Raw genomic sequence first — 22,321 nt, forward strand, 5'->3', positions numbered from 1 at the left:
CCGTGCACTTCGCAGGGGCACAGTGGGGCGGTGGCGGCGCCAGTACAGCGGTGTGATGCCCGCATCATATGTGGCGCCCCATGAAAAAAGGGACGGCTTCGGCCGTCCCTTTTCCCTTTTGGGCTGCCAGCTTGCGCTGGCCGACCTTACTGCTGTTGCTGCTGCTGGTCGCGCTGAGCGTCAGTTTCGACCATGACCATCGGACCTTCCGGCAGCGGGGGCAGCGGCTTGCGCTCGCGTTGCACACGCGGGGGCGGTGCTACGTTGGCGGCGGCGGCCTGGGCGGATTGCAGCTTGGCGGTGTCCGTGTGCACCCACTGGAGGCCGGCCGAAGCCAGCATCGGCTCGAGGGCATCGGCACGCAGCGGGGCGGCGGCCGGTGCTGCCACCGGGGTCGGCGCGACGGCAGGCGTCGCGATGACCGGCTCGGCAACCGGGGCGGCCACGATCGGGGCTGCCACGACCGGCGCAGCTTCGACCGGCGCCGGTGCCGGGGCTTCCACCGCCGGGGCGGTGTAGACCGGTGCGGGCGTCACGACCGGCGCGGCTTCGGGGGCGCTGACCGGTGCGAACACCGGTTCGGCCACCGGGGCCGGGCTCACGGGCTGGGCCGGTTGGCTCGGTTGGGCGTAGGCGGCCGGTTCCACACGGGCCACGGTTTCCACCGTCTCACGCGTTTCCACGGCTTCGGTGACTTCGGCGACTTCCGCCACGTGGGCCACGCGGGGGACTTCAGCCACTTGGGCCACGGCAACCGGTTCCGGCTGGGCCACGACTTGCGGTGCAGCCTGGGCGGCCACCGGGGCGAATTCCGTCTCGGTCACGCCTGCGGCCACTTCGGCCAGGTTGGACGTGTCGTTGGCGTCGCCATTCTCGCCGTTTTCGCCATCGGCGCCTTGCACACCATCTTCGCGCTCGCGGCGATAGCGGTTACGGCCACGACGGTTGCGGCGGCGGCGTTCTTCACCCTCAGCACCTTCCGTCGCCACGGCTTCCACGCCTTCCGGCAGTTCCGTCGCGGCGGCGGCTGCCACCACGGCCACGGCCGGAGCGGCTTGCGCCGCTTCGAATGCGGTCTGCGGCGCGCCTTCGGCGTTCAGGGCTTCCTCGGTCTCGCGGGTATCGCCACGCTCACGTTGACGTTCGCGTTGACGCTCGCGGCGTTCCTGGTTGCGCTCGCGGCGGTTGCCTTCCTGGCGGGCTTCGCCACCTTCGGGCTGACGGGCGATGGCCGGCGTGGCCTGCTGGCCGTCGCGCGGGGCGCGTGCCGGACGCTCACCACGTTCGGTGCGCTCGGTGCGCTCGGTGCGTTCACCACGCTCAGTCCGCTCGCCACGTTCTGCACGATCCCCGCGTTCCGCGCGCTCACCACGCTCGGCGCCACGTTGTTCACTGCGCTCGCCACGTTCACCGCGTTGGCCACGGCCCTGGCGTTCACCACGCTCGCCGCGTTCACCACGTTGTTCGCGATCACCGCGTTCGCCACGTTCACCGCGTTCGCCACGACCTTGGCCACGACCTTCGCCACGCTGGCCGCGTTCGCGACGACCGTCGCCGCGTGCCTGGGCGTCAGCGGCCGGCTTGGCCGGCTCGGCCACCGGGGCGGCGGCCGGACGTGCGCCGAACAGACCCTTCAGCCAGGCGATGAAACCGCCGGCTGCCACGGGCTGCGTAGCCGGTACCGGCCTTGCCGCAGCGGCTTCCGGGCGCGGAGCGCGCTCGGGGCGGGGCACCGACACCGGGGCCGGCGCGTCGGGCGTAATGCCCTTGACTGCGGCTTCCTGGCGCGGACGCGCATCTTCCTTCTTGCGGCTGCTGTAGCTCGTGTCCGCCTCGAGTTCCTTGGCGGCGGCCTCGGCCATGCGATAGCTGGCCGTGGATTCCTCCAGGCGCGGATCGTCGTGGCGCAGGCGCTCCAGCTTGTAGTGCGGCGTCTCCAGGTGCTTGTTCGGGATCAACAGCACGTTCACCTTGAAGCGCAGCTCGATCAGGTTGATTTCCTGACGCTTTTCGTTCAACAGGAAAGCGGCCACTTCCACCGGCACCTGGCAGTGGATGGCGGCCGTGTTTTCCTTCATCGCCTCTTCCTGGATGATGCGCAGCACCTGCAGGGCGGACGATTCGGTATCGCGGATGTGACCTGTTCCATTGCAACGCGGGCAGGTGATGTGCGAGCCTTCCGACAGCGAAGGACGCAGGCGCTGGCGCGACAGTTCCATCAGGCCGAAGCGGCTGATCTTGCCCATCTGCACGCGGGCGCGGTCGTGGCGCAGGGCGTCCTTCAGGCGCGTTTCCACGTCCTTCTGGGCCTTGCTGGACTCCATGTCGATGAAGTCGATCACGATCAGGCCGCCCAGGTCGCGCAGGCGCAGCTGGCGGGCGATCTCGTCGGCCGCTTCCACGTTCGTGCGCAGCGCCGTTTCCTCGATGTCCGCGCCCTTGGTGGCGCGGGCCGAGTTCACGTCAACGGAAACCAGGGCTTCGGTATGGTCGATCACGATGGCGCCGCCGGACGGCAGCATCACCATGCGGGAATAGGCAGACTCGATCTGGTGTTCGATCTGGAACCGCGAGAACAGGGGCACGTCGTCCCGGTACTTCTTCACGCGGTTCATGTTGTCAGGCATGACCACGCTCATGAAAGCGCGTGCCTGTTCATAGATCTCGTCGGTATCGATCAGGATCTCGCCGATATCGGGCTGGAAATAGTCGCGAATGGCGCGGATGACCAGGCTCGATTCCAGATAGATCAGCAGCGGGGCCTTGTTGTCGCCGGCGGCGCCGTCGATGGCCTTCCACAGCTGCAGCAGGTAGTTCAGGTCCCACTGCAGTTCCTCGGCCGCGCGGCCGATGCCGGCGGTGCGGGCGATGATGCTCATGCCGTCCGGTACGGTCAGCTGGCCCATCGTCTCGCGCAGTTCCTGGCGGTCCTCGCCCTCGATGCGGCGCGATACGCCACCGCCACGCGGGTTGTTTGGCATCAGCACCAGGTAGCGGCCGGCCAGCGAGATAAAGGTGGTCAGGGCGGCGCCCTTGTTGCCGCGCTCTTCCTTCTCGACCTGGACGATCAGTTCCTGGCCTTCGTGCAGGGCGTCCTGGATGCGCGCGTTGCGCACGTCCACGCCGTCCTTGAAGAACGCGCGGGCCACTTCCTTGAACGGCAGGAAGCCGTGGCGCTCTTCGCCGTAGTTGACGAAGCAGGCTTCCAGCGAGGGCTCGATGCGGGTGATGACGCCCTTGTAGATGTTGCCCTTGCGCTGCTCGCGCCCGGCGGTTTCGATGTCGATATCGATCAGTTTCTGACCATCGACGATCGCGACGCGCAATTCTTCCTGTTGCGTCGCGTTGAACAGCATGCGTTTCATCGCAATACCTCATTCCAGTGTCGCGGAAGTCACACGAAAGGTGTCCGCGACGATCCATGGAGCACGCGAGGAAATAGAGCGGGGGCGGGAGAATTGCCGGAGTCGCCGGCGCGCAATACAACGCGGCCGGGCGGGGCGCGGGTGAAAGAGAGAGGCTGTCGACGTCTAGGCAGGCGTCCGCTGGGTCGGGGAGAGCGCCATGGCACTGCTCCTGATACAGCGACTTGCGGCGGATGCCCGGAATGGCCGGGGGCGATGCGGCAACGCACAATGCAAACGGCACTGGCTTCGCGGCATCGCGGCCGGCCGGGAATGGCCAAGACGCGTCAAAGAGCAAGTTTTCCGGACGCGGCAAGCGGGGCCGAATGTCAACCTGACCTGTCTCCTGGCGGGCGCGCCGCTGCTTCTTGGAGTTCTGCGACCGGGCGCCGGTAATACGACTAGCCGATATTGCAGGTCGGTTGGCAGGCTCGCCTGCCGGCCGGCACCGAGTTCCCGGTGCGGGCGGTCTTCTCTCACCGATGTGGATGCCTGTCGGGCATCCACATTGAATTCTGTTCTACCTGGATCACTCTGTTTCCACGTGCCCGCCGTTTCTCGCCGAAGCTGCCTCTGGGCAACTTCCTGCGCGCCGGCGTGGCGCGTGCGTGCTGCTGATTTCCACCATTTGCCCATCTGGCGCCTGCGGGGTACGCAAAATGCGGGAGACGGGCCGGGTTGATGGCAACCCGAAGTGTAAAATGCGTGATCCTGCGCGGATATTGGTGGCAATCCCCATCGGTCTCGCCACCCGCCAGCCCAACGTGGGCCCGCGCCTATATTGCTCACAGAATCGCTTACACAGGTCGTGCGCTGCCGGTCTTTGGCCGGAACAGCCGGGAAATTATATTGAAAATGAATGAGTTACGCCATCAAATTGAAAAGGAGCCGCGCGTCGCGCCCGGCGCGCTCCAGGTGGTGTACGTCACGGTGGACGAAAGTGCCGAGGGCCAGCGCATCGACAACTTCCTGCTGAAGGTCTCCAAGGGTGTGCCCAAGAGCCATATCTACCGGGTATTGCGCTCGGGCGAGGTACGCGTGAACAAGGGCCGGATCGACGCCACTTACCGGCTGAAGCTGGGTGATGTGATCCGGATCCCGCCCATGCGGGTGGCGGAAAAGGCACAGGATGCCGATGCTTTCGTGCCGTCCTCGGAATTCCCAATCCTGTTCGAGGACGCCTGGCTGCTGATTATCGACAAGCCGGCCGGCGTGGCCGTCCATGGCGGCTCGGGCGTGGCGTTCGGGGTGATCGAGCAGTTGCGCCGCGCGCGGCCCGAGGCGAAGTTCCTGGAACTGGTACACCGGCTGGATCGGGAGACGTCCGGCATCCTGATCCTGGCGAAGAAGCGTTCGGCGCTGGTGCACCTTCACGAGCAGATGCGTGGCACGGGCATGGACAAGCGCTACTTCGCGTGCGTGGCCGGCGAATTTCAGAACACGCGGCAGCACGTCAAGCTCTCGCTATATAAATACAGCACGCCCGACGGCGAGCGGCGCGTGCGCGTGCAGGCCGATGGGCTGACCGCGCACACCATCTTCAACAAGGTGGAGGCCTTCCCGGGCTACACCCTGCTCGAGGCCGAACTGAAGACCGGCCGCACGCACCAGATCCGCGTGCACTTGCAGGCGTCCGGCTTCCCGATCGTCGGCGATGAGAAGTACGGCGATTTTGCGCTTAATAAGGCACTTTCGCGCAGCAATGCCAAGCCTGGCATCAAGCGGATGTTCCTGCACGCGCACCGAATGACGCTGGCGCACCCGTCCACGGGCGAGCCGCTGACCGTTTCGGCGCCGTTACCCGCCGAGTGTGTTGATTTTCTGCAACAATTGCGTCAACACCGCGCTGCGGACTGACGCGTCGCATCGCCGCCTCTGCAGCCGCCACACCACTTTCCGCATCGACCAAGGACCTCAATGGCCAGGCAGCGCTTCGACCTGATCGTCTTCGACTGGGATGGAACCCTTATGGATTCCACCCCGACCATCGCCAAATGCATCCAGCTGGCCAGCCGCGACCTGGGCCTGCCCGTGCCGGATGACAGCGCTGCGAGCCACGTGATCGGGCTTGGGCTGAAGGACGCGCTGTCCTATGCCGTGCCCACGCTCGACCCGGCCGACTATCCGCGCCTGGCCGAGCGCTACCGCTACCACTTCCTCACGCGCGATGCGGACCTCGTGCTGTTCGATGGCGTGCGCGAGATGCTCGAGGCCCTGCATGGCGAGCACTACTTCCTCGGCGTGGCCACGGGCAAGACGCGCGTGGGCCTGGAGCGGGCGCTGGCGGCCACCGGCCTCGGCAAGCTGTTCGATGGCACGCGTTGCGCCGACGAGACGTTCTCCAAGCCGCACCCGGCCATGCTGCAGGAACTGACGCGAGAGCTGGGCCAGGACGTGGCGCGCACGGTCATGGTGGGCGATACCACCCATGACCTGCAGATGGCGGTCAACGCCGGCGCGCACGGGCTGGGCGTCTGCTACGGCGCGCATCCGGCCGATTCGCTGCGCGCGATGGCGCCGGTGCACTGCGCCACGTCGATCGCCGATCTCCAGGAATGGCTGCTCACGCATGCCTGAGGCCAGCCTGCCGCCGCACCGCCTGTGCGCCAGCGACGAACTCGTCGATGGCGGCGCCGGCGTGCGGTTCTCGGTGCGCGTGGAAGCGCGCGAGATCGGCGCGTTCGTGGTCCGTTTCGACGGCGTTGCGCATGCCTACCTAAACCAGTGCGCGCACGTGCCGATGGAACTGGACTGGCAGGAGGGGCAGTTTTTCGATAGCGCGGGCCTATACTTGATGTGCGCGACACATGGCGCGGTTTATGCGCCAGACACCGGCCTTTGCGTGGGCGGCCCTTGCCGGGGCGCCGCGCTGGCCAAGCTCCGGACCGAGGAACGTGAGGGTGCTGTCTACTGGCTCCCCGAACCGCCTTTTTACCCGCCCGACGCCACCTGAATGATCCGCCGGGCCGCCGTCTGACCTTATCGAGTCCATCGCATGACAGAACAGCAAAAACCGCCGGTCGAACCGGGTCAAACGCAAGACGAACACGAACAACAGGCCGACGATAGCCAGCGCCTGGAAACGGCCCGGCAGGCCGATTTTCCACTCGAGCACGAGCTGCGCGCTGGGGACGACGCGGCGCGGCGCGAGGCCGACGAGCGCCGCGCGCGGCTGAGCGGGCAGGGCACTGCCGCCCCGGTGGGCGCTGGCAGCGCCACCGGCGGCTGGGAGCGCGACGTGCTGGAGAAGGTGCTGATGGCCACGCTGCGCGAGCAGCGCGCGGCGCGGCGCTGGAAGATCTTCTTCCGGCTGGTCGGGCTGGGCATCCTGGCGCTGATCCTGTACGCGGTGATCGACTTCAAGGGCGATGGTATCGCCAGCACCACGGGGCGCCATACCGCGATGGTGTCGCTGGAAGGCGAGATCGCGGCGGGCACGCCGGCCGGCGCGGAATCGATCAATGCCTCGCTGCAGGCCGCCTTCGCCGATACGAATGCGGCCGGCGTGATCCTCAAGATCAACTCGCCGGGCGGCTCGCCGGTGCAGGCGGGCATCATCAACGACGAGATCAAGCGCCTGCGCACCGTGTATCCGGGCAAGCCGTTCTACGTGGTGGTGGAGGAAATCTGCGCYTCGGGCGGTTACTACGTGGCGGCGGCGGCTGACAAGATCTATGTCGACAAGGCCAGCATCGTCGGCTCGATTGGCGTGCTGATGGATGGCTTCGGCTTCACCGGCCTGATGGAGAAGCTCGGCGTGGAGCGCCGGCTGTACACCGCGGGCGCCAACAAGGGCATGCTCGACCCCTTCTCGCCGCAGGTGCCGCGCCAGAAGGTCTATGCCGAGACCATGCTCAAGGAKATCCACCAGCAGTTCATCGACGTGGTGAAGGAAGGCCGCGGCGACCGGCTGAAGGACGATCCGGACCTGTTCTCGGGCCTGTTCTGGTCCGGCGAGCGCGCCGTGGCGCTGGGTCTGGCCGATGGCGTGGGCAGCACCGACTACGTGGCGCGTGACCTGTTCAAGGCCGAGGATATCGTCGACTACACGGTCAAGGAAAACATCGCCGAGCGCGTGGCCAAGCGGTTCGGCGCGGCCATGGGCAGCGCGGCGATGAAGACCATGATGATGTCGACCGGCGCGCAGTCGCTCCGGTAAGCACGACTAGGCGGCCAGCAGCGAGAAGATCGCCGGCCGCTTTTGCAGGGCAACCCGCTCCGGCCGCCAGGCCGACAGCGGCAGCGTGACGATGGTTTCGGTGGGCAGCGTCAGATCGACGGCCACCGATACCATCGTGGTGCCGGCGCAATGCTGGCGCAGCGCTTCCAGCAACGCGGCGTTGCGGTACGGGGTCTCGATAAAGACCTGCGTCTGGCGCGCCTTGCGCGAATGCGCTTCCAGTTCCCGCAGCTTGCGCGCGCGCTCGTCGGCGTCCACGGGCAGGTAGCCGTTGAACGCGAAGCTCTGGCCGTTCAGCCCGGAGCCCATCACCGCCAGCAGGATCGAACTCGGCCCCACCAGCGGCCGCACCGTCACGCCGCGCGCGTGGGCCAGCCGGACGAGGTCCGCGCCGGGGTCGGCCACGGCCGGCACGCCGGCTTCGGAGAGCAGGCCGCCATCGCGGCCCCCGACGATCGGGTCCAGCAGTGCGGCCAGCGCCTCGGCGCGCGTATTCACGTTCAGTTCGCGGATCTCGATCTGTTGGATCGGGTGCGCCAGCGGGCTGGTTTCGCCCAGCTTCTTCAGAAAGGCGCGCGCCGTCTTGGCGTTCTCGGCCACCAGGTAGTCGAGCCGCGCGGCGATCTGCTGCACGCCGGCGGGGATGACATCGGGCAGCGGATCGAATTCGTCGCGCTTGCCGAGCGTGTTGGGGATCAGGAACAGGGTACCGGCCATCGTTCAGGCTCCGAAGAACGGGTAGCCGGCGGCGCGCAGCATGCCGGTCAGCGCGATCAGCGGCAGGCCGATCAGCGCGGTGGGGTCGTCCGATTCCACGCGGGCGAGCAAGGCGATGCCCAGCCCCTCGGCCTTGGCGCTGCCGGCGCAGTCGTAGGGGGTCTCCAGGCGCAGGTAGGCGTCGAGTTCGGCATCGGGCAGGTCGCGGAAGGTCGCCCGGGTCTGCACATCGGCCAGTTGGGCTTCGCCGGTGCGGCTGTCGAGCAGGCATAGCGCCGAATGAAATGTGACGGTTCGTCCACGCATCTGCTGCAGCTGGGCCAGCGCCTTCTCGTGGCTGCCGGGTTTGCCGATCTGGGCGCCGTCGAGTGTGCAGACCTGGTCCGAGCCGATAACCAGCGCGCCGGGGTGGCGCGCGGCGATCGCCTCGGCCTTGCGGCGCGAGAGGCGCAGGGCCGTGGCTTCAGGCGCCTCGCCGGCCAGCGGGGTTTCGTCGATGTCCGGCACGGCCACGTCGAACGGAATGCGCAGCCGCGCGAGCAGTTCGCGCCGGTATGGAGAACTCGACCCGAGGATCAGGGGCGGGTGGATAGCGGAGGACGACATATATATAGAGGTAGCGTCGGAAGGAGAGGGGAATGGTCGGTTGTATACTTTGACCGGCTCCCGTTTTTCAGCTTATAATCGCGCGTTTAGCCACACAGGCACATTCGTGCCCGGCCGTGATCGGAAGCCATCGCGGCAGGCGTATCCGCCCTCGATGGCGTGGATCGTCCCAGGTGTGGCAAACAAGGCATTTTTCCAGCGATTCAGCGTACATGAGTCAGCCGACCCAGCCAGCGGCGTCCGCCGCGGCATTCGATCTGCGCGAAACCGATCTGTTCGCCTTCTGCCGCAAGGGTGGCAGCGTGGCGGGCGACGTGGCGACGCGCGATTTGCCGCGCATCTTAGCCGAGACGGCCGCGGATGCGCCAGCATCGGCACCGGACGAGACGTTTCACTACACGCTCACCGGCTTCATGCGCGAGGAAGCTGTGGAAGTTGGCGCAGCGGTGTCGCAGCGGCTGTTCGTCGACGTGACCGTGCAAGGCCGGGTCTGGCTCGATTGCCAGCGCTGCCTGCAGGTCTACCCGGAGCCGATCGACACGTCGATGCGCTTCGAGGTCATGGCCAGCGAAGAAGCGGCGGATTCGGCACCCATGGATGACGACGACGTCGACGTGATCGTCGGGTCGAAGAAGTTTTCGCCGCTGGAACTGATGGAAGACGAGGTGCTGCTGGCGTTGCCGTCGGCACCCAAGCATATGGTCTGTCCGGCCGTGCACGAGTCGCTCGTGACCGGCGCGGACGGTGAGGTGGAGCCTGAGGCTCCGCCCGAAGAGGAAAAGCGGCCATCGCCCTTTGCGGCGCTGGCCGGCCTGAAGACGAAGCACTGACGCCGCAACAGAGCGGCCGGCGCACCCGTCCTCGGGTAGCAGGTCAAGCATCCGGCCGGGCCCCGGCTACGCCTCGCGCAGGATGCGTGTGTTAATATCGGAAAATTCTCGAAGGAGTCATCATGGCAGTTCAACAGAACAAGAAGTCGCCGTCCAAGCGCGGCATGCATCGTTCGCACGACCATCTGTCGGTCGCACCCCTGGCCGTTGAGCCGACCACGGGCGAGACCCACCTGCGTCACCACGTGAGCCCGAACGGCTACTACCGTGGCCGCAAGGTCATCAAGACCAAGAACGACTGACCAGGTCGTCTGGCGTGACCCTGTGTCTCGCTCGCGCACGTTGTCAGGTGTAAAACAGGAAAGCGGCAAGCTCGTTGCCGCTTTTTTGTTGGGCGCTCGGCGCCCACCCGGCAACGTATCCGCGCGTCCGGCTGGTTGCGTCCCCGCAAACCGAGGCGGCGGATGCCGGTGCGCATTCCGTATCTGGAAACAATGACGATCAAGCTCGCTATCGACTGCATGGGCGGCGATCACGGAGTGTCCGTGACCGTGCCGGCGGCGATCAGTTTTCTTTCCCGTCACGATGACGCCGAGATGATCCTCGTCGGCTTGCCCGACGCCATCGGCGCGCAGCTCAAGAAGCTGCATGCCACCGATCATCCGCGCGTCACCGTGGTGGCGGCAACCGAGGTCATCACGATGGATGACCCGGTGGAAGTGGCGCTGCGCAAGAAGAAGGACTCTTCGATGCGCGTGGCGGCCACGCAGGTCAAGGAAGGCCGCGCCGACGCGCTCATCTCCGCCGGCAACACCGGCGCGCTGATGGCCGTGTCGCGCTATGTGCTGAAGACGCTCGAGGGCATCGAGCGGCCAGCCATCGCTACGACCATTCCCAATGAGCAGGGCTGGGGCACCACGGTGCTCGACCTGGGCGCCAACGCCGACTGCGAGCCGGGGCACCTGCTCCAGTTCGCCCGCATGGCGGAGGCCATGGTGTCCGTGGTGGATCACAAGGATCACCCCACGGTGGGCCTGCTCAATATCGGCGAGGAAGTGATCAAGGGCAACGAGGTGGTCAAGGCCGCCGGCGAGTTGCTGCGCGCTTCCGAGCTGAATTTCTACGGCAACGTGGAAGGCAACGACATCTTCAAGGGCACGACGGACATCGTGGTCTGCGACGGCTTCGTCGGCAATGTGGCGCTCAAGAGCACCGAGGGCCTGGCCAAGATGATCGGCGGCATGATCAAGGAAGAGTTCACGCGCTCCTGGTTCACCAAGCTGCTGGCCGCCGTGGCCATGCCCGTGCTGTCGCGCCTGGCGCGCCGGCTGGACCCTGCGCGCTACAACGGCGCCTCGCTGCTGGGCCTGCGCGGGCTGGTGATCAAGAGTCACGGTTCCGCCGACGCCCACTCTTTTGAATGGGCGATCAAACGCGGGTATGATGCGGCCAGAAACGGCGTAATCGAACGTATAGCAAGGGTCTTCGCCAACAAGTCCGGCGCCGCGGCGCCCGCGACCGGCGGCCCGGAGACCGACGCACCGGACCCACATCCCGATACCCATGCCGCCTGAAGCTTCGTGCCCCCTGAGTGGCGGGGGCCGTGGCGGCTGTCCAAGGGCGGCCCGGGTGAGCATCACGATCCGACAGACATGACCAAGTTCGCAAAAATCATCGGTACCGGGAGCTACCTGCCCCCGCGGCGTGTCACCAATCAAGAGCTGGCAGCACAGCTGGCCGAGCGTGGCATCGAAACCAGCGACGAGTGGATCGTCTCGCGCAGCGGCATTTCGGCGCGGCACTGGGCCGAGCCGGACGTCACGGCCAGCGACCTGGCCGTGCAGGCGGCCGAGCAGGCGATCAAGGCGGCCGGCATCGAGCGCCAGGACATCGACCTGATCATCGTGGCCACCTCCACGCCCGACTTCGTGTTCCCGAGCACCGCCTGCCTGGTGCAGCAGAAGCTCGGCATTACGAACCATTGTGCGGCCTTCGACATGCAGGCCGTGTGCTCGGGCTTCGTCTACGCGCTCTCCACGGCGGACAAGTTCATCCGCAGCGGCTCCCACAAGAACGTGCTGGTGATCGGCACCGAAGTGTTCTCCCGCATCCTCGATTTCAACGACCGCACGACCTGCGTGCTGTTCGGCGACGGCGCCGGCGCCGTGGTGCTGACCGCCTCGGACGAGCCGGGCATCCTGTCGTCGGCCATGCATGCCGATGGCAGCCACGTGGACATCCTCTGTGTGCCGGGCAATGTCTCGGGCGGCGCCATCACCGGCAATGCCTTCCTGCACATGGACGGCCAGGCGGTGTTCAAGCTGGCCGTGAACGTGCTGGACAAAGTGGCGCGCGAGGCCATGGCTGCGGCCGAGATCCAGTCGGATGAAATCGACTGGCTGGTGCCGCACCAGGCCAATATCCGCATCATGCAGGGCACGGCGCGCAAGCTGGGCCTGCCGGCCGAGCGGATGATCGCCACGGTGCACGAGCATGGCAATACGTCGGCGGCGTCGATCCCGCTGGCACTCGACGTGGCCGTACGCGACGGCCGCATCCGCCCGGGCCAGACCGTGATGCTGGAAGGCGTTGGCGGCGGCTTCACCTGGGGCGCGGTGCTGCTGCGCATGTAAGATGCGGTCCGGCGCGGCGTGCCTGAGAGGGCGCGTGCGCCCCGACACGCTCGTCTGAATCGTTAAGACTGGATTCCCGATGAAATTCGCATTCGTTTTCCCTGGCCAGGGCTCGCAATCGGTCGGCATGCTCAACGCGTTCGCCGACAACCCGGTGGTCCGCGCCACGCTGGAGGAAGCCTCCACCGCGCTGGGCCAGGACATCGGCCGCCTGATCGCGGAAGGTCCGGCGGAAGAACTGAACCTGACGACCAACACCCAGCCGGTGATGCTGACCGCCGCCGTGGCCGTGTACCGCGCCTGGCTGGACGCCGGCGGCCCGGCCCCGGCCCTGGTGGCTGGCCACAGCCTGGGCGAGTACTCAGCGCTGGTGGCTGCAGGCGTGATCCCGTTCGCCGATGCGGTGCCGCTGGTGCGCTTCCGCGCACAGGCGATGCAGGAAGCCGTGCCGGTGGGCCAGGGCGGCATGGCCGCCATTCTCGGCCTGTCCGATGACGACGTGCGTGCGGCTTGTGCCGAGGCGTCCGTCGCCGGCGTGGTCGAGGCCGTCAACTTCAACGCCCCTTCGCAGGTGGTGATCGCCGGCCACAAGGCCGCCGTGGAAAAGGCCTGCGAGATTGCCAAGGCCAAGGGCGCCAAGCGCGCGCTGCCGCTGCCAGTCTCGGCGCCGTTCCATTCGTCGCTGCTGAAGCCCGCCTCGGACCGCCTCAAGGAGCGCATGGCAGGGCTGGCGTTCTCGGCGCCGTCGATCCCGGTCATCAATAACGTGGACGTGGCCATCGCCAACGACCCGGCCCAGATCAAGGACGCCCTGGTGCGCCAGGCCGCCGCCCCGGTACGCTGGGTAGAGTGCGTGCAGAAGATGGCCGCCGAAGGCGTGACCCATGTGATCGAATGCGGCCCCGGCAAGGTGCTGGCCGGCATGACCAAGCGCATCGACGGCAACCTCGTCGGCGGCGCGATCTTCGACCCCGCATCGCTGCAAGACACGCTGGCGCTGCTGAAGTAAGCCAAGGAACATCGCAACATGAGCAAGACTCTGGAAAATCAGGTCGCCCTGGTGACGGGTGCGTCGCGCGGCATTGGCCGGGCCATCGCCCTGGAACTGGCGCGTCAGGGCGCCACCGTGATCGGCACCGCCACGAGCGAGTCCGGCGCGGCCGCCATCGGCGAATACCTGACGGCCGAGGGCCTGCAGGGCCGTGGCGTGGTGCTGAATGTGAACGACGCCGCACGCTGCGAAGCCGTGATCGAAGAGATCGTGAAGGCCCACGGCGGCCTGGCCGTGCTGGTGAACAACGCCGGCATTACCCAGGACCAGCTGGCGATGCGCATGAAGGACGATGACTGGACGAGCGTCATCGACACGAATCTGACGGCGGTGTTCCGCCTGTCGCGCGCCGTGCTGCGCCCGATGATGAAGGCCCGTACCGGCCGCATCATCAACATCACCTCGGTGGTGGGCTCCACGGGCAACCCGGGCCAGATGAACTACGCGGCGGCCAAGGCCGGCGTGGAGGGTATGGCCCGCGCGCTGGCGCGCGAGATCGGCAGCCGCAACGTCACCGTGAACTGCGTGGCGCCGGGCTTCATCGACACCGACATGACCAAGGTCCTGTCGGACGAGCAGCATACGGCGCTCAAGACCCAGATCCCGCTGGGACGACTCGGCCAGCCGGAAGACATCGCGCATGCGGTGGCGTTCCTGGCCGGTCCGCAGGCCGCCTACATCACGGGCACCACGCTGCACGTGAACGGCGKCATGTACATGAATTGATTGCATTACCCGACGTACATTTCGGCGAAGAAGCCGAAAGATGGCGGGCGAAGCAGTTGTTTTTCAAACCGAACGGGCGCGATTCTTGCAATAGATGGCAGGCGGATTTTTTGTGGTCCAAACCTGCTAAAATGCGCCCACTTTTTGTCGAACTTCCCTGGAGGGTTACATGGACAATATCGAACAACGCGTCAAGAAAATCGTGGCTGAACAGCTTGGCGTGGCCGAGGCAGACATCAAGAACGAATCGTCGTTCGTGAACGATCTCGGCGCGGACTCGCTGGACACGGTTGAACTCGTGATGGCGTTGGAAGATGAATTCKGCATGGAAATTCCTGATGAGGAAGCCGAAAAGATCACGACCGTGCAACAGGCCATCGACTACGCCACCGCGCACGTCAAGGCCTAAGCCGTCGTCTTCGTATTCCGAGCCACAGAAGGCACAAGGGTGGGGCCGTCACGGTCCTGTCCGGTTGTTTTCTGTGGCTTTCGTCTGTTCGAAGAAGCAGAATCGGAATGATCTCAAACCGTATTGCGCGCCGCATGCAATGACTAACGGCCCGATCGGCGAGATCCTGAATCAATCCAATTCCGCTTCACGCACTCGTAGGAAATCATAGTGAGCCGTCGTCGCGTCGTCGTCACTGGGCTTGGCCTTGTGTCTCCGGTCGGAAACACGGTTGCCGAAGGCTGGGCCAACCTGGTTGCCGGCAAGTCCGGCATCGCCACCATTACCAAATTCGATCACTCCGCGCTCGCCGTGCATTTTGCTGGCGAAGTGAAGGGTTTCAACGTCGAGGAATATGTTCCGGCGAAGGAAGCCCCCCGTATGGATACGTTTATCCATTTCGGTATCGCGGCGGGTACCCAGGCGCTGAAGGATAGCGGCCTGGAAGTGACCGAGGAAAACGCCGAGCGCATCGGCGTGCTGGTTGGCTCCGGCATCGGCGGACTGCCGATGATCGAAGATACGCAGATGGAGCTGGCCAATCGCGGCCCGCGCCGGATTTCGCCGTTCTTCGTTCCGGGCTCGATCATCAACATGATCTCGGGCCATTTGTCGATCTACCACGGCCTGAAGGGCCCGAACCTCGCGGCCGTGACGGCCTGCACGACCGGCCTGCACAGCATCGGCCTGGCCGCCCGCCTGATCCAGGCTGGCGACGCCGACGCGATGCTGGCCGGCGGTGCGGAGTCGACGGTTTCGCCGCTGGGCATTGGCGGCTTTGCCGCGGCCCGCGCGCTGTCCACCCGCAACGACGACCCGGCTACGGCCTCKCGTCCGTGGGACAAGGACCGCGACGGTTTCGTGCTGGGCGAGGGTGCCGGCGTGATGATGCTCGAGGAGTACGAGTCGGCCAAGGCACGTGGCGCCAGAATCTATGCGGAGCTGATCGGCTTCGGCATGAGCGGCGACGCGTTCCACATGACCGCCCCGAACACCGACGGCCCGCGCCGTTGCATGGTGGCCGCGCTGAAGAACGCCGGCGTCAATGCCGACGAAGTGCAGTATCTGAACGCGCACGGCACGTCCACGCCGCTGGGCGACAAGAACGAGTCCGACGCCGTGAAGCTGGCCTTCGGCGAACACGCCTACAAGATGGTGGTCAATTCGACGAAGTCGATGACCGGTCACCTTTTGGGCGGTGCCGGTGGCCTCGAGTCGGTCTTCACCGTGCTGGCGATCCACAACCAGCTTTCGCCGCCGACGATCAACATCTTCAATCAGGATCCGGAATGCGATCTTGACTACGTGGCGAATACGGCACGTGAGATGAAGATCGACGTGGCCGTGAAGAACAACTTCGGTTTTGGCGGCACCAACGGTACGCTTGTTTTCCGCCGCGTCTGACCGCGACGGGTATCACGGGGCTCGCCACGGCGAGCCCCGCTTCATTTCGGCATKCGGAACCAAACATGCGGACGGGCGGTCACAGAATGCGCTTCGCGACACCCGGTGGGTCCCGATTCGTAGGTAAAATACAACGTTTGTCGTGACGACAAAACCAAGAGATACACTGCAGGTGAACCATTCGTGAGCGAACGCGAAGCCGATCAGCTTCTAGTTGAACGCGTCCAGCAGGGCGACAAACGAGCCTTTGAGTTGCTGGTGGCCAAATACCACCGCAAGATCATCCGGCTCATTTCGCGCCTTGTCCGCGATCCCGCTGAAGTGGAGGATGTGGCGCAGGATGCCTTTATCAAGGCATACCGCGCGCTTCCCCAGTTCCGGGGCGAATCCGCCTTCTACACGTGGCTGTACCGCATCGCCGTCAACACCGCCAAGAACTACCTGGCCACGCAGGGCCGCCGCCCGGAGGCGTCCAGCGATATTGACGCCGAAGAGGCTGAAACTTTTGCAGACGGCGAGCAACTAAGGGATATCAATACGCCGGAGTCCATGCTCCACACGCGTCAGGTGGCCGAGACGGTCAACCGCGCGATGGAGGCGCTGCCGGAGGAATTGCGTACCGCCATCACCCTGCGCGAAATCGAGGGCCTCAGCTATGAGGAAATCGCCGAAGCCATGGGTTGCCCGATCGGCACCGTGCGGTCACGGATCTTCCGCGCCCGCGAGGCGATTGCCGACAAGTTGCGCCCCCTGCTGGGAACAGCCGAGGGCAAGCGGTGGTAGAGGTAGCAAGTTGAAGAATGTCGTGCAGCCAGCTTTGCAGCCAATTCCTGCATCGATAAACGACAAGCAGCAGTACGGGATTTATCGGTGTTCAATGGAATTTCTTGKGGTGGGAAATGGGTCAGGCTCATAAGCAGTCGGTTCATGTAGTGGAAGCATCGGAGCAAATCTCCGTTTTGATGGATGGCGAGCTGGCGCCGAACGAAGTGGACGCCGTGCTGGGTCTCGCGAAGAGCGACACCGGCATGACGGACTGGACCGTCTACCAGCTGATCGGTGACACGCTGCGTTCGGAAGAGCTGACGCACGCTGGATCGACCGATGCGTTTCTTTCCCGATTCTCCGCACGCCTGGAAGCCGAGCCCCATGTGCTCGTGCCCGCCGTGGCTGCCGCTGGCCGTCAACGCCTGCTGGTGCGCCCGTCGTGGGTGCGCCGCGTGATGCCGGGCACGGCCATCGCCGCCGCTGTGGCGGCCGTGAGCTGGGTTGTGGTGCCGCAGATGCGTGGTCCGGGTGATATCGGTACGCCCGATGCCGTCGTGGCCCGCGTCGAGCAATCCGCCACGCCGGCCAAGGCCGGTTCGATCGTGACCGTGGCTGCTGACAGCGCCCAGATGATTCGCGATCCGCGCCTTGACGAATACCTGCGTGCCCATCGCACGTCGGTCGCGACCGAAGCCTTTGTGCCGACCATGCGCACAGTGGCGAATGGCGCAAACTTCTCACAGGAAAATTCGCAGGAATAATGCCGGACATGCATAAAGGAATGTCGCTCGCCGACGTAGCGGGCGTACACAGAAGGAAGGGCCTGCGCAGGTCCTTTTTTCTGGCCTTGTGTCTGACCGCTGCCGCCGCAACGGCGCAGCCGTCTGACAATACGCTGAACCGACGCGACGCCACGGCGTGGCTCAACAAGATCCACCGTGCCGCCCAGCGCGAGAATTATGTCGGCACGCTGATCTATCAGCGGGGCAGCGTCATGCATGCGTCGCGAATCCAGCATTACAGCGATCTCGTCCACAACGAGTACGAACGCCTGGAAACGCTCGACGGCAAACCGCGCGAGGTGCTGCGCCAGAACGACGTCGTGCACAGCCTGATTCCGGAAGCCAAGCTCGTGGTCGTGGAGAAACAGGAGGCGAAGGACCGCTTCCCGGCGCTGCTCGCCACCAACAAGAGCGATGTGCTCGAGCTGTACGACATGCGCAAGCTGCCCGGCGAGCGCGTGGCGGGCGTCGAGTGCGAGGTGTTCTCGCTCGAACCGCACGACGCCGCGCGCTACGCGGTGCGCCTGTGGGCCGACAAGGGCTCGGGTCTGCTGATGCGCGCCCAGACCATCGGCGAGGGCGGCAAGGTGCTCGAGCAGGTGGCGTTCTCGCAGGTCGATATCGGCGTGCCGTCGGACAAGCAACGCATCCTGTCCGCCATCAAGAGTTCGCAGTCGTGGAACCGCTACGAAGTCACCTACCAGCCGGCCAATGTGGCCGACGAGGGGTGGATCATCGGTTCGCCGCTCAAGGGTTTCCAGAAGATCCGCGAAGTGCGCCGCCCGCTGGGCGATTTGCGCCCGCCCGCCCAGGGCAGCAAGCCGGGGCAGGTCTTCGAGGTGCTTCAGATCGTCTACAGCGACGGTCTGACCGGGTTGTCGATCTTTATCGAACCCGTATCGGAACAACGCGCACGCCGAGAAGGCGTGGCTTCGCTCGGCGCCACGCAGGTCGTGGTGCGCCGCGTGGCTGACTACTGGATCACGGTGGTGGGCGAGGTGCCGGCCGCCACGGTCAGGCAGTTCGCCGCCGGCGTGGAGTACCGCCCGCCCAAGACGGTACACTGAGCGCATGAGCGCGCTGGCGCCGGGGCAGCGAACCCCGGGCCGGCCGCTTGGTGCAGGCCAGTAGCGCTTGAAGTTCCGCCTTGCGGGGTCGATCGGCTCCGACGTCCGGCAAGGCATCCGTTTCTCGCTGATCTCCCGGGAGTTGTCGATGATTTCCAAATCCCCAGCCCTGGTGCGAACCATGGTCATGGCTGCCATGCTCGTGCTGGGTCCGGCTGTTGCCCAGGTGGGGCATGCCCAGGCGGCTGCCTCGAATTACAACCTGCCCGATTTCACCGACCTGGTGGAGAAGGCCAGCCCGGCCGTCGTCAACATCCGGACCACCGAGCGCATCCGCTCGCGTGGTGGCAATTCGCCCGAAGACGACGAGATGGCCGAGTTCTTCCGTCGCTTCTTCGGCGTGCCGATGCCGGGCGCACCGGGTGGGCCGACCCCGCCGCGCCGTGGCCAGCCGCCGCAGGGCGAGGAACAGAGCCGTGGCGTAGGGTCCGGCTTCATCATCAGCCAGGATGGCTACGTGATGACCAACGCCCACGTGGTGGCGGACGCCGAGACCATCTATGTGACGCTCCCCGACAAGCGCGAATTCAAGGCCAAGCTGATCGGCTCCGACCGCCGCACCGACGTGGCCCTGATCAAGGTGGAAGCGAACAACCTGCCGCGGCTGCCGCTTGGCGATTCGGACAAGATCCGCCCGGGTGAGTGGGTGCTCGCCATCGGCTCGCCGTTCGGGCTCGACAACAGCGTGACCGCCGGTATCGTTTCGGCCAAGGGCCGCGACACGGGCGACTACCTGCCGTTCATCCAGACCGACGTGGCCGTGAACCCCGGTAATTCGGGCGGGCCGCTGATCAATCTGCGCGGCGAAGTGATCGGCATCAATTCGCAGATCTATAGCCGTAGCGGCGGCTACATGGGCATTTCGTTCGCGATTCCGATCGACGAAGCGATGCGCGTGTCAGAGCAGCTTAAGTCGTCCGGCAAGGTGACCCGTGGCCGGATCGCCGTAGCCATCGGCGATGTGACCAAGGAAGTGGCGGACTCGCTGGGCCTGGGCCGTGCGCGTGGCGCACTGGTCGGCAGCGTGGAGCCGGGCGGACCGGCCGAGAAGGCTGGCATTGAGGCGGGCGACATCATCCTGAAGTTCAACGGCCGCGACATCGAAAAGGCGTCGGACCTGCCGCGCATGGTCGGCGACACCAAGCCGGGCACCCGTGTGCCGCTGCAGGTGTGGCGCAAGGGGCAGACGCGTGACGTTTCCGTGACGGTGACCGAACTCGAGCCGGACAATGCCCGTGCCGTGGCGCGCCGGGGCGACAAGCGGGGCGGTAGCGCGGACGAAGCCGCGCCGGCCGCCAAGCCGAACGCGCTGGGGATGATCGTCACCGACATAGCCGAGACCAAGCTCAAGGAGCTGAAGATCAAGTCCGGCGTGGAAGTGGAGGCGGCAGACGGCCCGGCGGCACGTGCCGGCATCCGTCCGGGCGATATCATCCTGCGCCTGGGCGACGCCGACGTGACCAACGCGCGCCAGTTCAACGACATGGTGAAGGCGCTGGACAAGAACAAGATGGCGGCCGTGTTCGTGCGCCGTGGCGACGCTACCCAGGTGCTGACGCTGCGCCCGAGTCAGGCGCGGTAAGACGGTCCGGGGGAGTCCCCGGGCCAGAACCACCCATCGCGCCGGACTCGATGTCCGGCGCGATGTGTTTTCAGGTGCGCGATACGCCATTTTCGGGCGCCTGCACGGAAAGTGCCGATCACGGTTCCGACACCATTTACCGCGCCGGAAGTCCTTGAAAATCCGGTAAAATCGCGGATTGGCGCACGCATTGCGCCCCACCTTATTTATGCTCCCGCGCCCCCGTCCCACCTGGCGCGCCGGCGCTCCCCAGAACGCTAGATGGACCACATTCGTAATTTCTCGATCATTGCCCACATCGACCATGGGAAATCGACCCTGGCCGACCGAATCATTCAACGGTGTGGCGGGCTGTCCGATCGCGAGATGGAAGCGCAGGTGCTCGACTCGATGGACATCGAGAAGGAGCGCGGCATCACCATCAAGGCCCAGACCGCGGCGCTTAGCTACAAGGCGCGCGATGGCCAGGTCTACAACCTCAACCTGATCGACACCCCGGGGCACGTGGACTTCAGCTACGAAGTCAGCCGCTCGCTGTCCGCCTGCGAAGGCGCGCTGCTGGTGGTGGATGCCTCGCAGGGCGTGGAAGCCCAGACCGTGGCCAACTGCTACACGGCCATCGAACTGGGCGTGGAAGTGGTGCCCGTGCTCAACAAGATCGACCTGCCGCAGGCGGACCCCGCCAATGCGATCCAGGAAATCGAGGACGTGATCGGCATTGACGCCCACGACGCCACGCCGTGCTCGGCCAAGACCGGCCAGGGCGTGGAAGACGTGATCGAGGCGATGATTGCCAAGGTGCCGCCGCCCAAGGGCGACCCCGCGGCCCCGCTGCAGGCGCTGATCATCGACTCCTGGTTCGACAATTACGTCGGCGTGGTCATGCTGGTGCGCGTGGTCAATGGGACGCTGCGCCCGAAGGACAAGGTCCTGCTGATGGCCACGGGCGCGCAGCATCTGGTGGAGCAGGTGGGCGTGTTCTCGCCGAAGTCGATGCCGCGCGAGTCGCTCTCTGCGGGGCAGGTGGGCTTCGTGATCGCGGGCATCAAGGAACTGAAGGCGGCCAAGGTGGGCGATACCATTACCACCATGGCGCGCAAGGCGACCGAGCCGCTGCCGGGCTTCAAGGAAGTCAAGCCACAGGTGTTCGCCGGCCTGTATCCGGTGGAATCGAACCAGTACGAGGCGTTGCGCGAATCGCTCGAGAAGCTGCGCCTGAACGACGCCTCGCTGCAATACGAGCCGGAAGTGTCCCAGGCGCTGGGCTTCGGCTTCCGCTGCGGCTTCCTGGGCCTGCTGCACATGGAAATCGTGCAGGAACGCCTCGAGCGCGAGTTCGACATGGACCTGATCACCACCGCGCCGACGGTGGTCTACCAGGTGCAGATGCGCGACGGCACGGTGCTGACCGTGGAAAATCCGGCCAAGATGCCCGATCCGAGTCGGATCGAGGYGATCCTGGAACCGATCGTCACGGTCAACCTGTACATGCCGCAGGACTACGTTGGCTCCGTGATCACGCTCTGCACGCAGAAGCGCGGCTCGCAGATCAACATGAGCTACCACGGCAAGCAGGTGCAGCTGACCTACGAGATCCCGATGGCCGAGATCGTGATGGACTTCTTCGATCGGCTGAAGTCGGTGTCGCGCGGCTATGCGTCGATGGATTACGAGTTCAAGGAATATCGCCCATCGGACGTGGTGAAGGTGGACATCCTGATCAACAGCGACAAGGTCGACGCGCTGTCCGTGATCGTGCACCGCTCGAACTCGCAATATCGCGGGCGCGAGGTGGCTGCCAAGATGCGCGAAATCATCCCGCGCCAGATGTACGACGTGGCTATCCAGGCGGCGATCGGGGCGAACATCATCGCCCGCGAGAACGTGAAGGCGCTGCGCAAGAACGTGCTGGCCAAGTGCTACGGCGGCGACATCTCGCGGAAGAAGAAGCTGCTGGAGAAGCAGAAGGCGGGCAAGAAGCGCATGAAGCAGGTGGGCACCGTGGAGATCCCGCAGGAGGCTTTCCTGGCGATCCTGCAGGTGGATGACAAGTAAGCCGCAGG

The 22,321-nt window shown here is 65.6% G+C and carries 20 protein-coding genes; 17 read left to right on the plus strand and 3 right to left on the minus strand.

Annotation, left to right across the window (positions count from 1 at the left end; translation table 11 throughout):
- Positions 1–146: 146 nt before the first annotated feature.
- A complete protein-coding gene (locus tag AC1EJR_RS09790; protein WP_477113291.1) occupies positions 147–3,365 on the minus strand; it encodes an Rne/Rng family ribonuclease in 3,219 nt (1,072 codons plus the stop codon).
- An 894-nt stretch (positions 3,366–4,259) separates the two neighbouring features.
- Here AC1EJR_RS09790 and AC1EJR_RS09795 point away from each other — a divergent pair.
- From AC1EJR_RS09795 to AC1EJR_RS09810, 4 genes are read left to right on the plus strand one after another with little or no spacing between them, the layout of a single operon-like run.
- Positions 4,260–5,261: an RluA family pseudouridine synthase gene (locus AC1EJR_RS09795; RefSeq protein WP_092290055.1), complete on the plus strand. Its 1,002-nt coding sequence runs from the start codon at positions 4,260–4,262 to the stop codon at positions 5,259–5,261.
- A gap of 60 nt (positions 5,262–5,321) precedes the next feature.
- Positions 5,322–5,981 carry an HAD-IA family hydrolase gene (locus tag AC1EJR_RS09800; RefSeq protein ID WP_092290052.1) on the plus strand — a complete coding sequence of 220 codons (660 nt, stop codon included), beginning with the start codon at positions 5,322–5,324 and terminating at the stop codon, positions 5,979–5,981.
- Positions 5,974–6,357 (plus strand): Rieske (2Fe-2S) protein, encoded by a 384-nt coding sequence (locus AC1EJR_RS09805; protein ID WP_092290048.1) that lies wholly within the window; start codon positions 5,974–5,976, stop codon positions 6,355–6,357. The genes AC1EJR_RS09800 and AC1EJR_RS09805 overlap by 8 nt, the downstream gene beginning before the upstream one ends.
- 42 nt (positions 6,358–6,399) lie before the next feature.
- The gene (locus AC1EJR_RS09810; RefSeq protein ID WP_477146995.1) at positions 6,400–7,563 is read left to right on the plus strand and encodes a S49 family peptidase; all 1,164 of its coding nucleotides are present in this window, start codon (positions 6,400–6,402) and stop codon (positions 7,561–7,563) included.
- A 6-nt stretch (positions 7,564–7,569) separates the two neighbouring features.
- Here AC1EJR_RS09810 and AC1EJR_RS09815 read toward each other — a convergent pair whose 3' ends face one another.
- Together AC1EJR_RS09815 and AC1EJR_RS09820 are read right to left on the minus strand one after the other, a co-directional pair.
- On the minus strand, positions 7,570–8,301 hold the full coding sequence (locus tag AC1EJR_RS09815; RefSeq protein WP_092290043.1) for an SAM-dependent methyltransferase: 732 nt from the start codon (positions 8,299–8,301) through the stop codon (positions 7,570–7,572).
- 3 nt (positions 8,302–8,304) lie between these two features.
- A complete protein-coding gene (locus tag AC1EJR_RS09820) occupies positions 8,305–8,907 on the minus strand; it encodes a Maf-like protein (RefSeq protein WP_092290040.1) in 603 nt (200 codons plus the stop codon).
- Positions 8,908–9,119: 212 nt separating this feature from the next.
- On the opposite strand from AC1EJR_RS09820, the gene AC1EJR_RS09825 reads away from it, so the two are divergent.
- The 13 genes from AC1EJR_RS09825 to lepA all read left to right on the plus strand — a co-directional run bounded on the left by AC1EJR_RS09825 (position 9,120) and on the right by lepA (position 22,313).
- Positions 9,120–9,737, plus strand: a complete 618-nt coding sequence (locus AC1EJR_RS09825; protein WP_092290038.1) for a YceD family protein — start codon at positions 9,120–9,122, stop codon at positions 9,735–9,737.
- A gap of 122 nt (positions 9,738–9,859) precedes the next feature.
- Positions 9,860–10,039, plus strand: coding sequence for a 50S ribosomal protein L32 (gene rpmF, locus AC1EJR_RS09830; RefSeq protein ID WP_008644820.1), 180 nt, complete (start codon positions 9,860–9,862; stop codon positions 10,037–10,039).
- Positions 10,040–10,231: 192 nt separating this feature from the next.
- Entirely contained in the window at positions 10,232–11,311 is a 1,080-nt protein-coding gene (gene plsX, locus AC1EJR_RS09835) for a phosphate acyltransferase PlsX (RefSeq protein WP_092290037.1), read from the plus strand.
- A 78-nt stretch (positions 11,312–11,389) separates the two neighbouring features.
- Positions 11,390–12,370: a beta-ketoacyl-ACP synthase III gene (locus tag AC1EJR_RS09840; protein WP_092290036.1), complete on the plus strand. Its 981-nt coding sequence runs from the start codon at positions 11,390–11,392 to the stop codon at positions 12,368–12,370.
- A 79-nt stretch (positions 12,371–12,449) separates the two neighbouring features.
- Positions 12,450–13,379 (plus strand): ACP S-malonyltransferase, encoded by a 930-nt coding sequence (fabD, locus tag AC1EJR_RS09845; RefSeq protein ID WP_477106505.1) that lies wholly within the window; start codon positions 12,450–12,452, stop codon positions 13,377–13,379.
- 18 nt (positions 13,380–13,397) lie between these two features.
- On the plus strand, positions 13,398–14,147 hold the full coding sequence (gene fabG / locus AC1EJR_RS09850; protein WP_477146996.1) for a 3-oxoacyl-ACP reductase FabG: 750 nt from the start codon (positions 13,398–13,400) through the stop codon (positions 14,145–14,147).
- A 169-nt stretch (positions 14,148–14,316) separates the two neighbouring features.
- Entirely contained in the window at positions 14,317–14,556 is a 240-nt protein-coding gene (acpP, locus tag AC1EJR_RS09855) for an acyl carrier protein (protein WP_477146997.1), read from the plus strand.
- Positions 14,557–14,766: 210 nt separating this feature from the next.
- Entirely contained in the window at positions 14,767–15,999 is a 1,233-nt protein-coding gene (gene fabF / locus AC1EJR_RS09860) for a beta-ketoacyl-ACP synthase II (protein ID WP_092290029.1), read from the plus strand.
- A gap of 183 nt (positions 16,000–16,182) precedes the next feature.
- Complete coding sequence (rpoE, locus tag AC1EJR_RS09865) at positions 16,183–16,782, plus strand: RNA polymerase sigma factor RpoE (protein WP_092290028.1); 600 nt, start codon at positions 16,183–16,185, stop codon at positions 16,780–16,782.
- Positions 16,783–16,898: 116 nt separating this feature from the next.
- Positions 16,899–17,528, plus strand: a complete 630-nt coding sequence (locus AC1EJR_RS09870; RefSeq protein ID WP_092290027.1) for a sigma-E factor negative regulatory protein — start codon at positions 16,899–16,901, stop codon at positions 17,526–17,528.
- 8 nt (positions 17,529–17,536) lie between these two features.
- Positions 17,537–18,616, plus strand: a complete 1,080-nt coding sequence (locus AC1EJR_RS09875; RefSeq protein ID WP_092290849.1) for a MucB/RseB C-terminal domain-containing protein — start codon at positions 17,537–17,539, stop codon at positions 18,614–18,616.
- A gap of 148 nt (positions 18,617–18,764) precedes the next feature.
- A complete protein-coding gene (locus tag AC1EJR_RS09880; protein ID WP_092290847.1) occupies positions 18,765–20,258 on the plus strand; it encodes a DegQ family serine endoprotease in 1,494 nt (497 codons plus the stop codon).
- A 261-nt stretch (positions 20,259–20,519) separates the two neighbouring features.
- On the plus strand, positions 20,520–22,313 hold the full coding sequence (lepA, locus tag AC1EJR_RS09885) for a translation elongation factor 4 (RefSeq protein ID WP_477146998.1): 1,794 nt from the start codon (positions 20,520–20,522) through the stop codon (positions 22,311–22,313).
- Positions 22,314–22,321: the final 8 nt, after the last annotated feature.

This window comes from Cupriavidus sp. 05T42 (assembly GCF_056396345.1).

Excerpts from the sequence above, each read along its gene's own strand:
- AC1EJR_RS09790 (WP_477113291.1), bottom strand. The coding sequence starts at position 3,365 with ATGAAACGCATGCTGTTCAACGCGACGCAACAGGAAGAATTGCGCGTC.
- AC1EJR_RS09795 (WP_092290055.1), top strand. The coding sequence starts at position 4,260 with ATGAATGAGTTACGCCATCAAATTGAAAAGGAGCCGCGCGTCGCGCCC.
- AC1EJR_RS09800 (WP_092290052.1), top strand. The coding sequence starts at position 5,322 with ATGGCCAGGCAGCGCTTCGACCTGATCGTCTTCGACTGGGATGGAACC.
- AC1EJR_RS09805 (WP_092290048.1), top strand. The coding sequence starts at position 5,974 with ATGCCTGAGGCCAGCCTGCCGCCGCACCGCCTGTGCGCCAGCGACGAA.
- AC1EJR_RS09815 (WP_092290043.1), bottom strand. The coding sequence starts at position 8,301 with ATGGCCGGTACCCTGTTCCTGATCCCCAACACGCTCGGCAAGCGCGAC.
- AC1EJR_RS09820 (WP_092290040.1), bottom strand. The coding sequence starts at position 8,907 with ATGTCGTCCTCCGCTATCCACCCGCCCCTGATCCTCGGGTCGAGTTCT.
- AC1EJR_RS09825 (WP_092290038.1), top strand. The coding sequence starts at position 9,120 with ATGAGTCAGCCGACCCAGCCAGCGGCGTCCGCCGCGGCATTCGATCTG.
- rpmF (WP_008644820.1), top strand. The coding sequence starts at position 9,860 with ATGGCAGTTCAACAGAACAAGAAGTCGCCGTCCAAGCGCGGCATGCAT.
- plsX (WP_092290037.1), top strand. The coding sequence starts at position 10,232 with ATGACGATCAAGCTCGCTATCGACTGCATGGGCGGCGATCACGGAGTG.
- AC1EJR_RS09840 (WP_092290036.1), top strand. The coding sequence starts at position 11,390 with ATGACCAAGTTCGCAAAAATCATCGGTACCGGGAGCTACCTGCCCCCG.
- fabD (WP_477106505.1), top strand. The coding sequence starts at position 12,450 with ATGAAATTCGCATTCGTTTTCCCTGGCCAGGGCTCGCAATCGGTCGGC.
- AC1EJR_RS09870 (WP_092290027.1), top strand. The coding sequence starts at position 16,899 with ATGGGTCAGGCTCATAAGCAGTCGGTTCATGTAGTGGAAGCATCGGAG.
- AC1EJR_RS09875 (WP_092290849.1), top strand. The coding sequence starts at position 17,537 with ATGCATAAAGGAATGTCGCTCGCCGACGTAGCGGGCGTACACAGAAGG.
- AC1EJR_RS09880 (WP_092290847.1), top strand. The coding sequence starts at position 18,765 with ATGATTTCCAAATCCCCAGCCCTGGTGCGAACCATGGTCATGGCTGCC.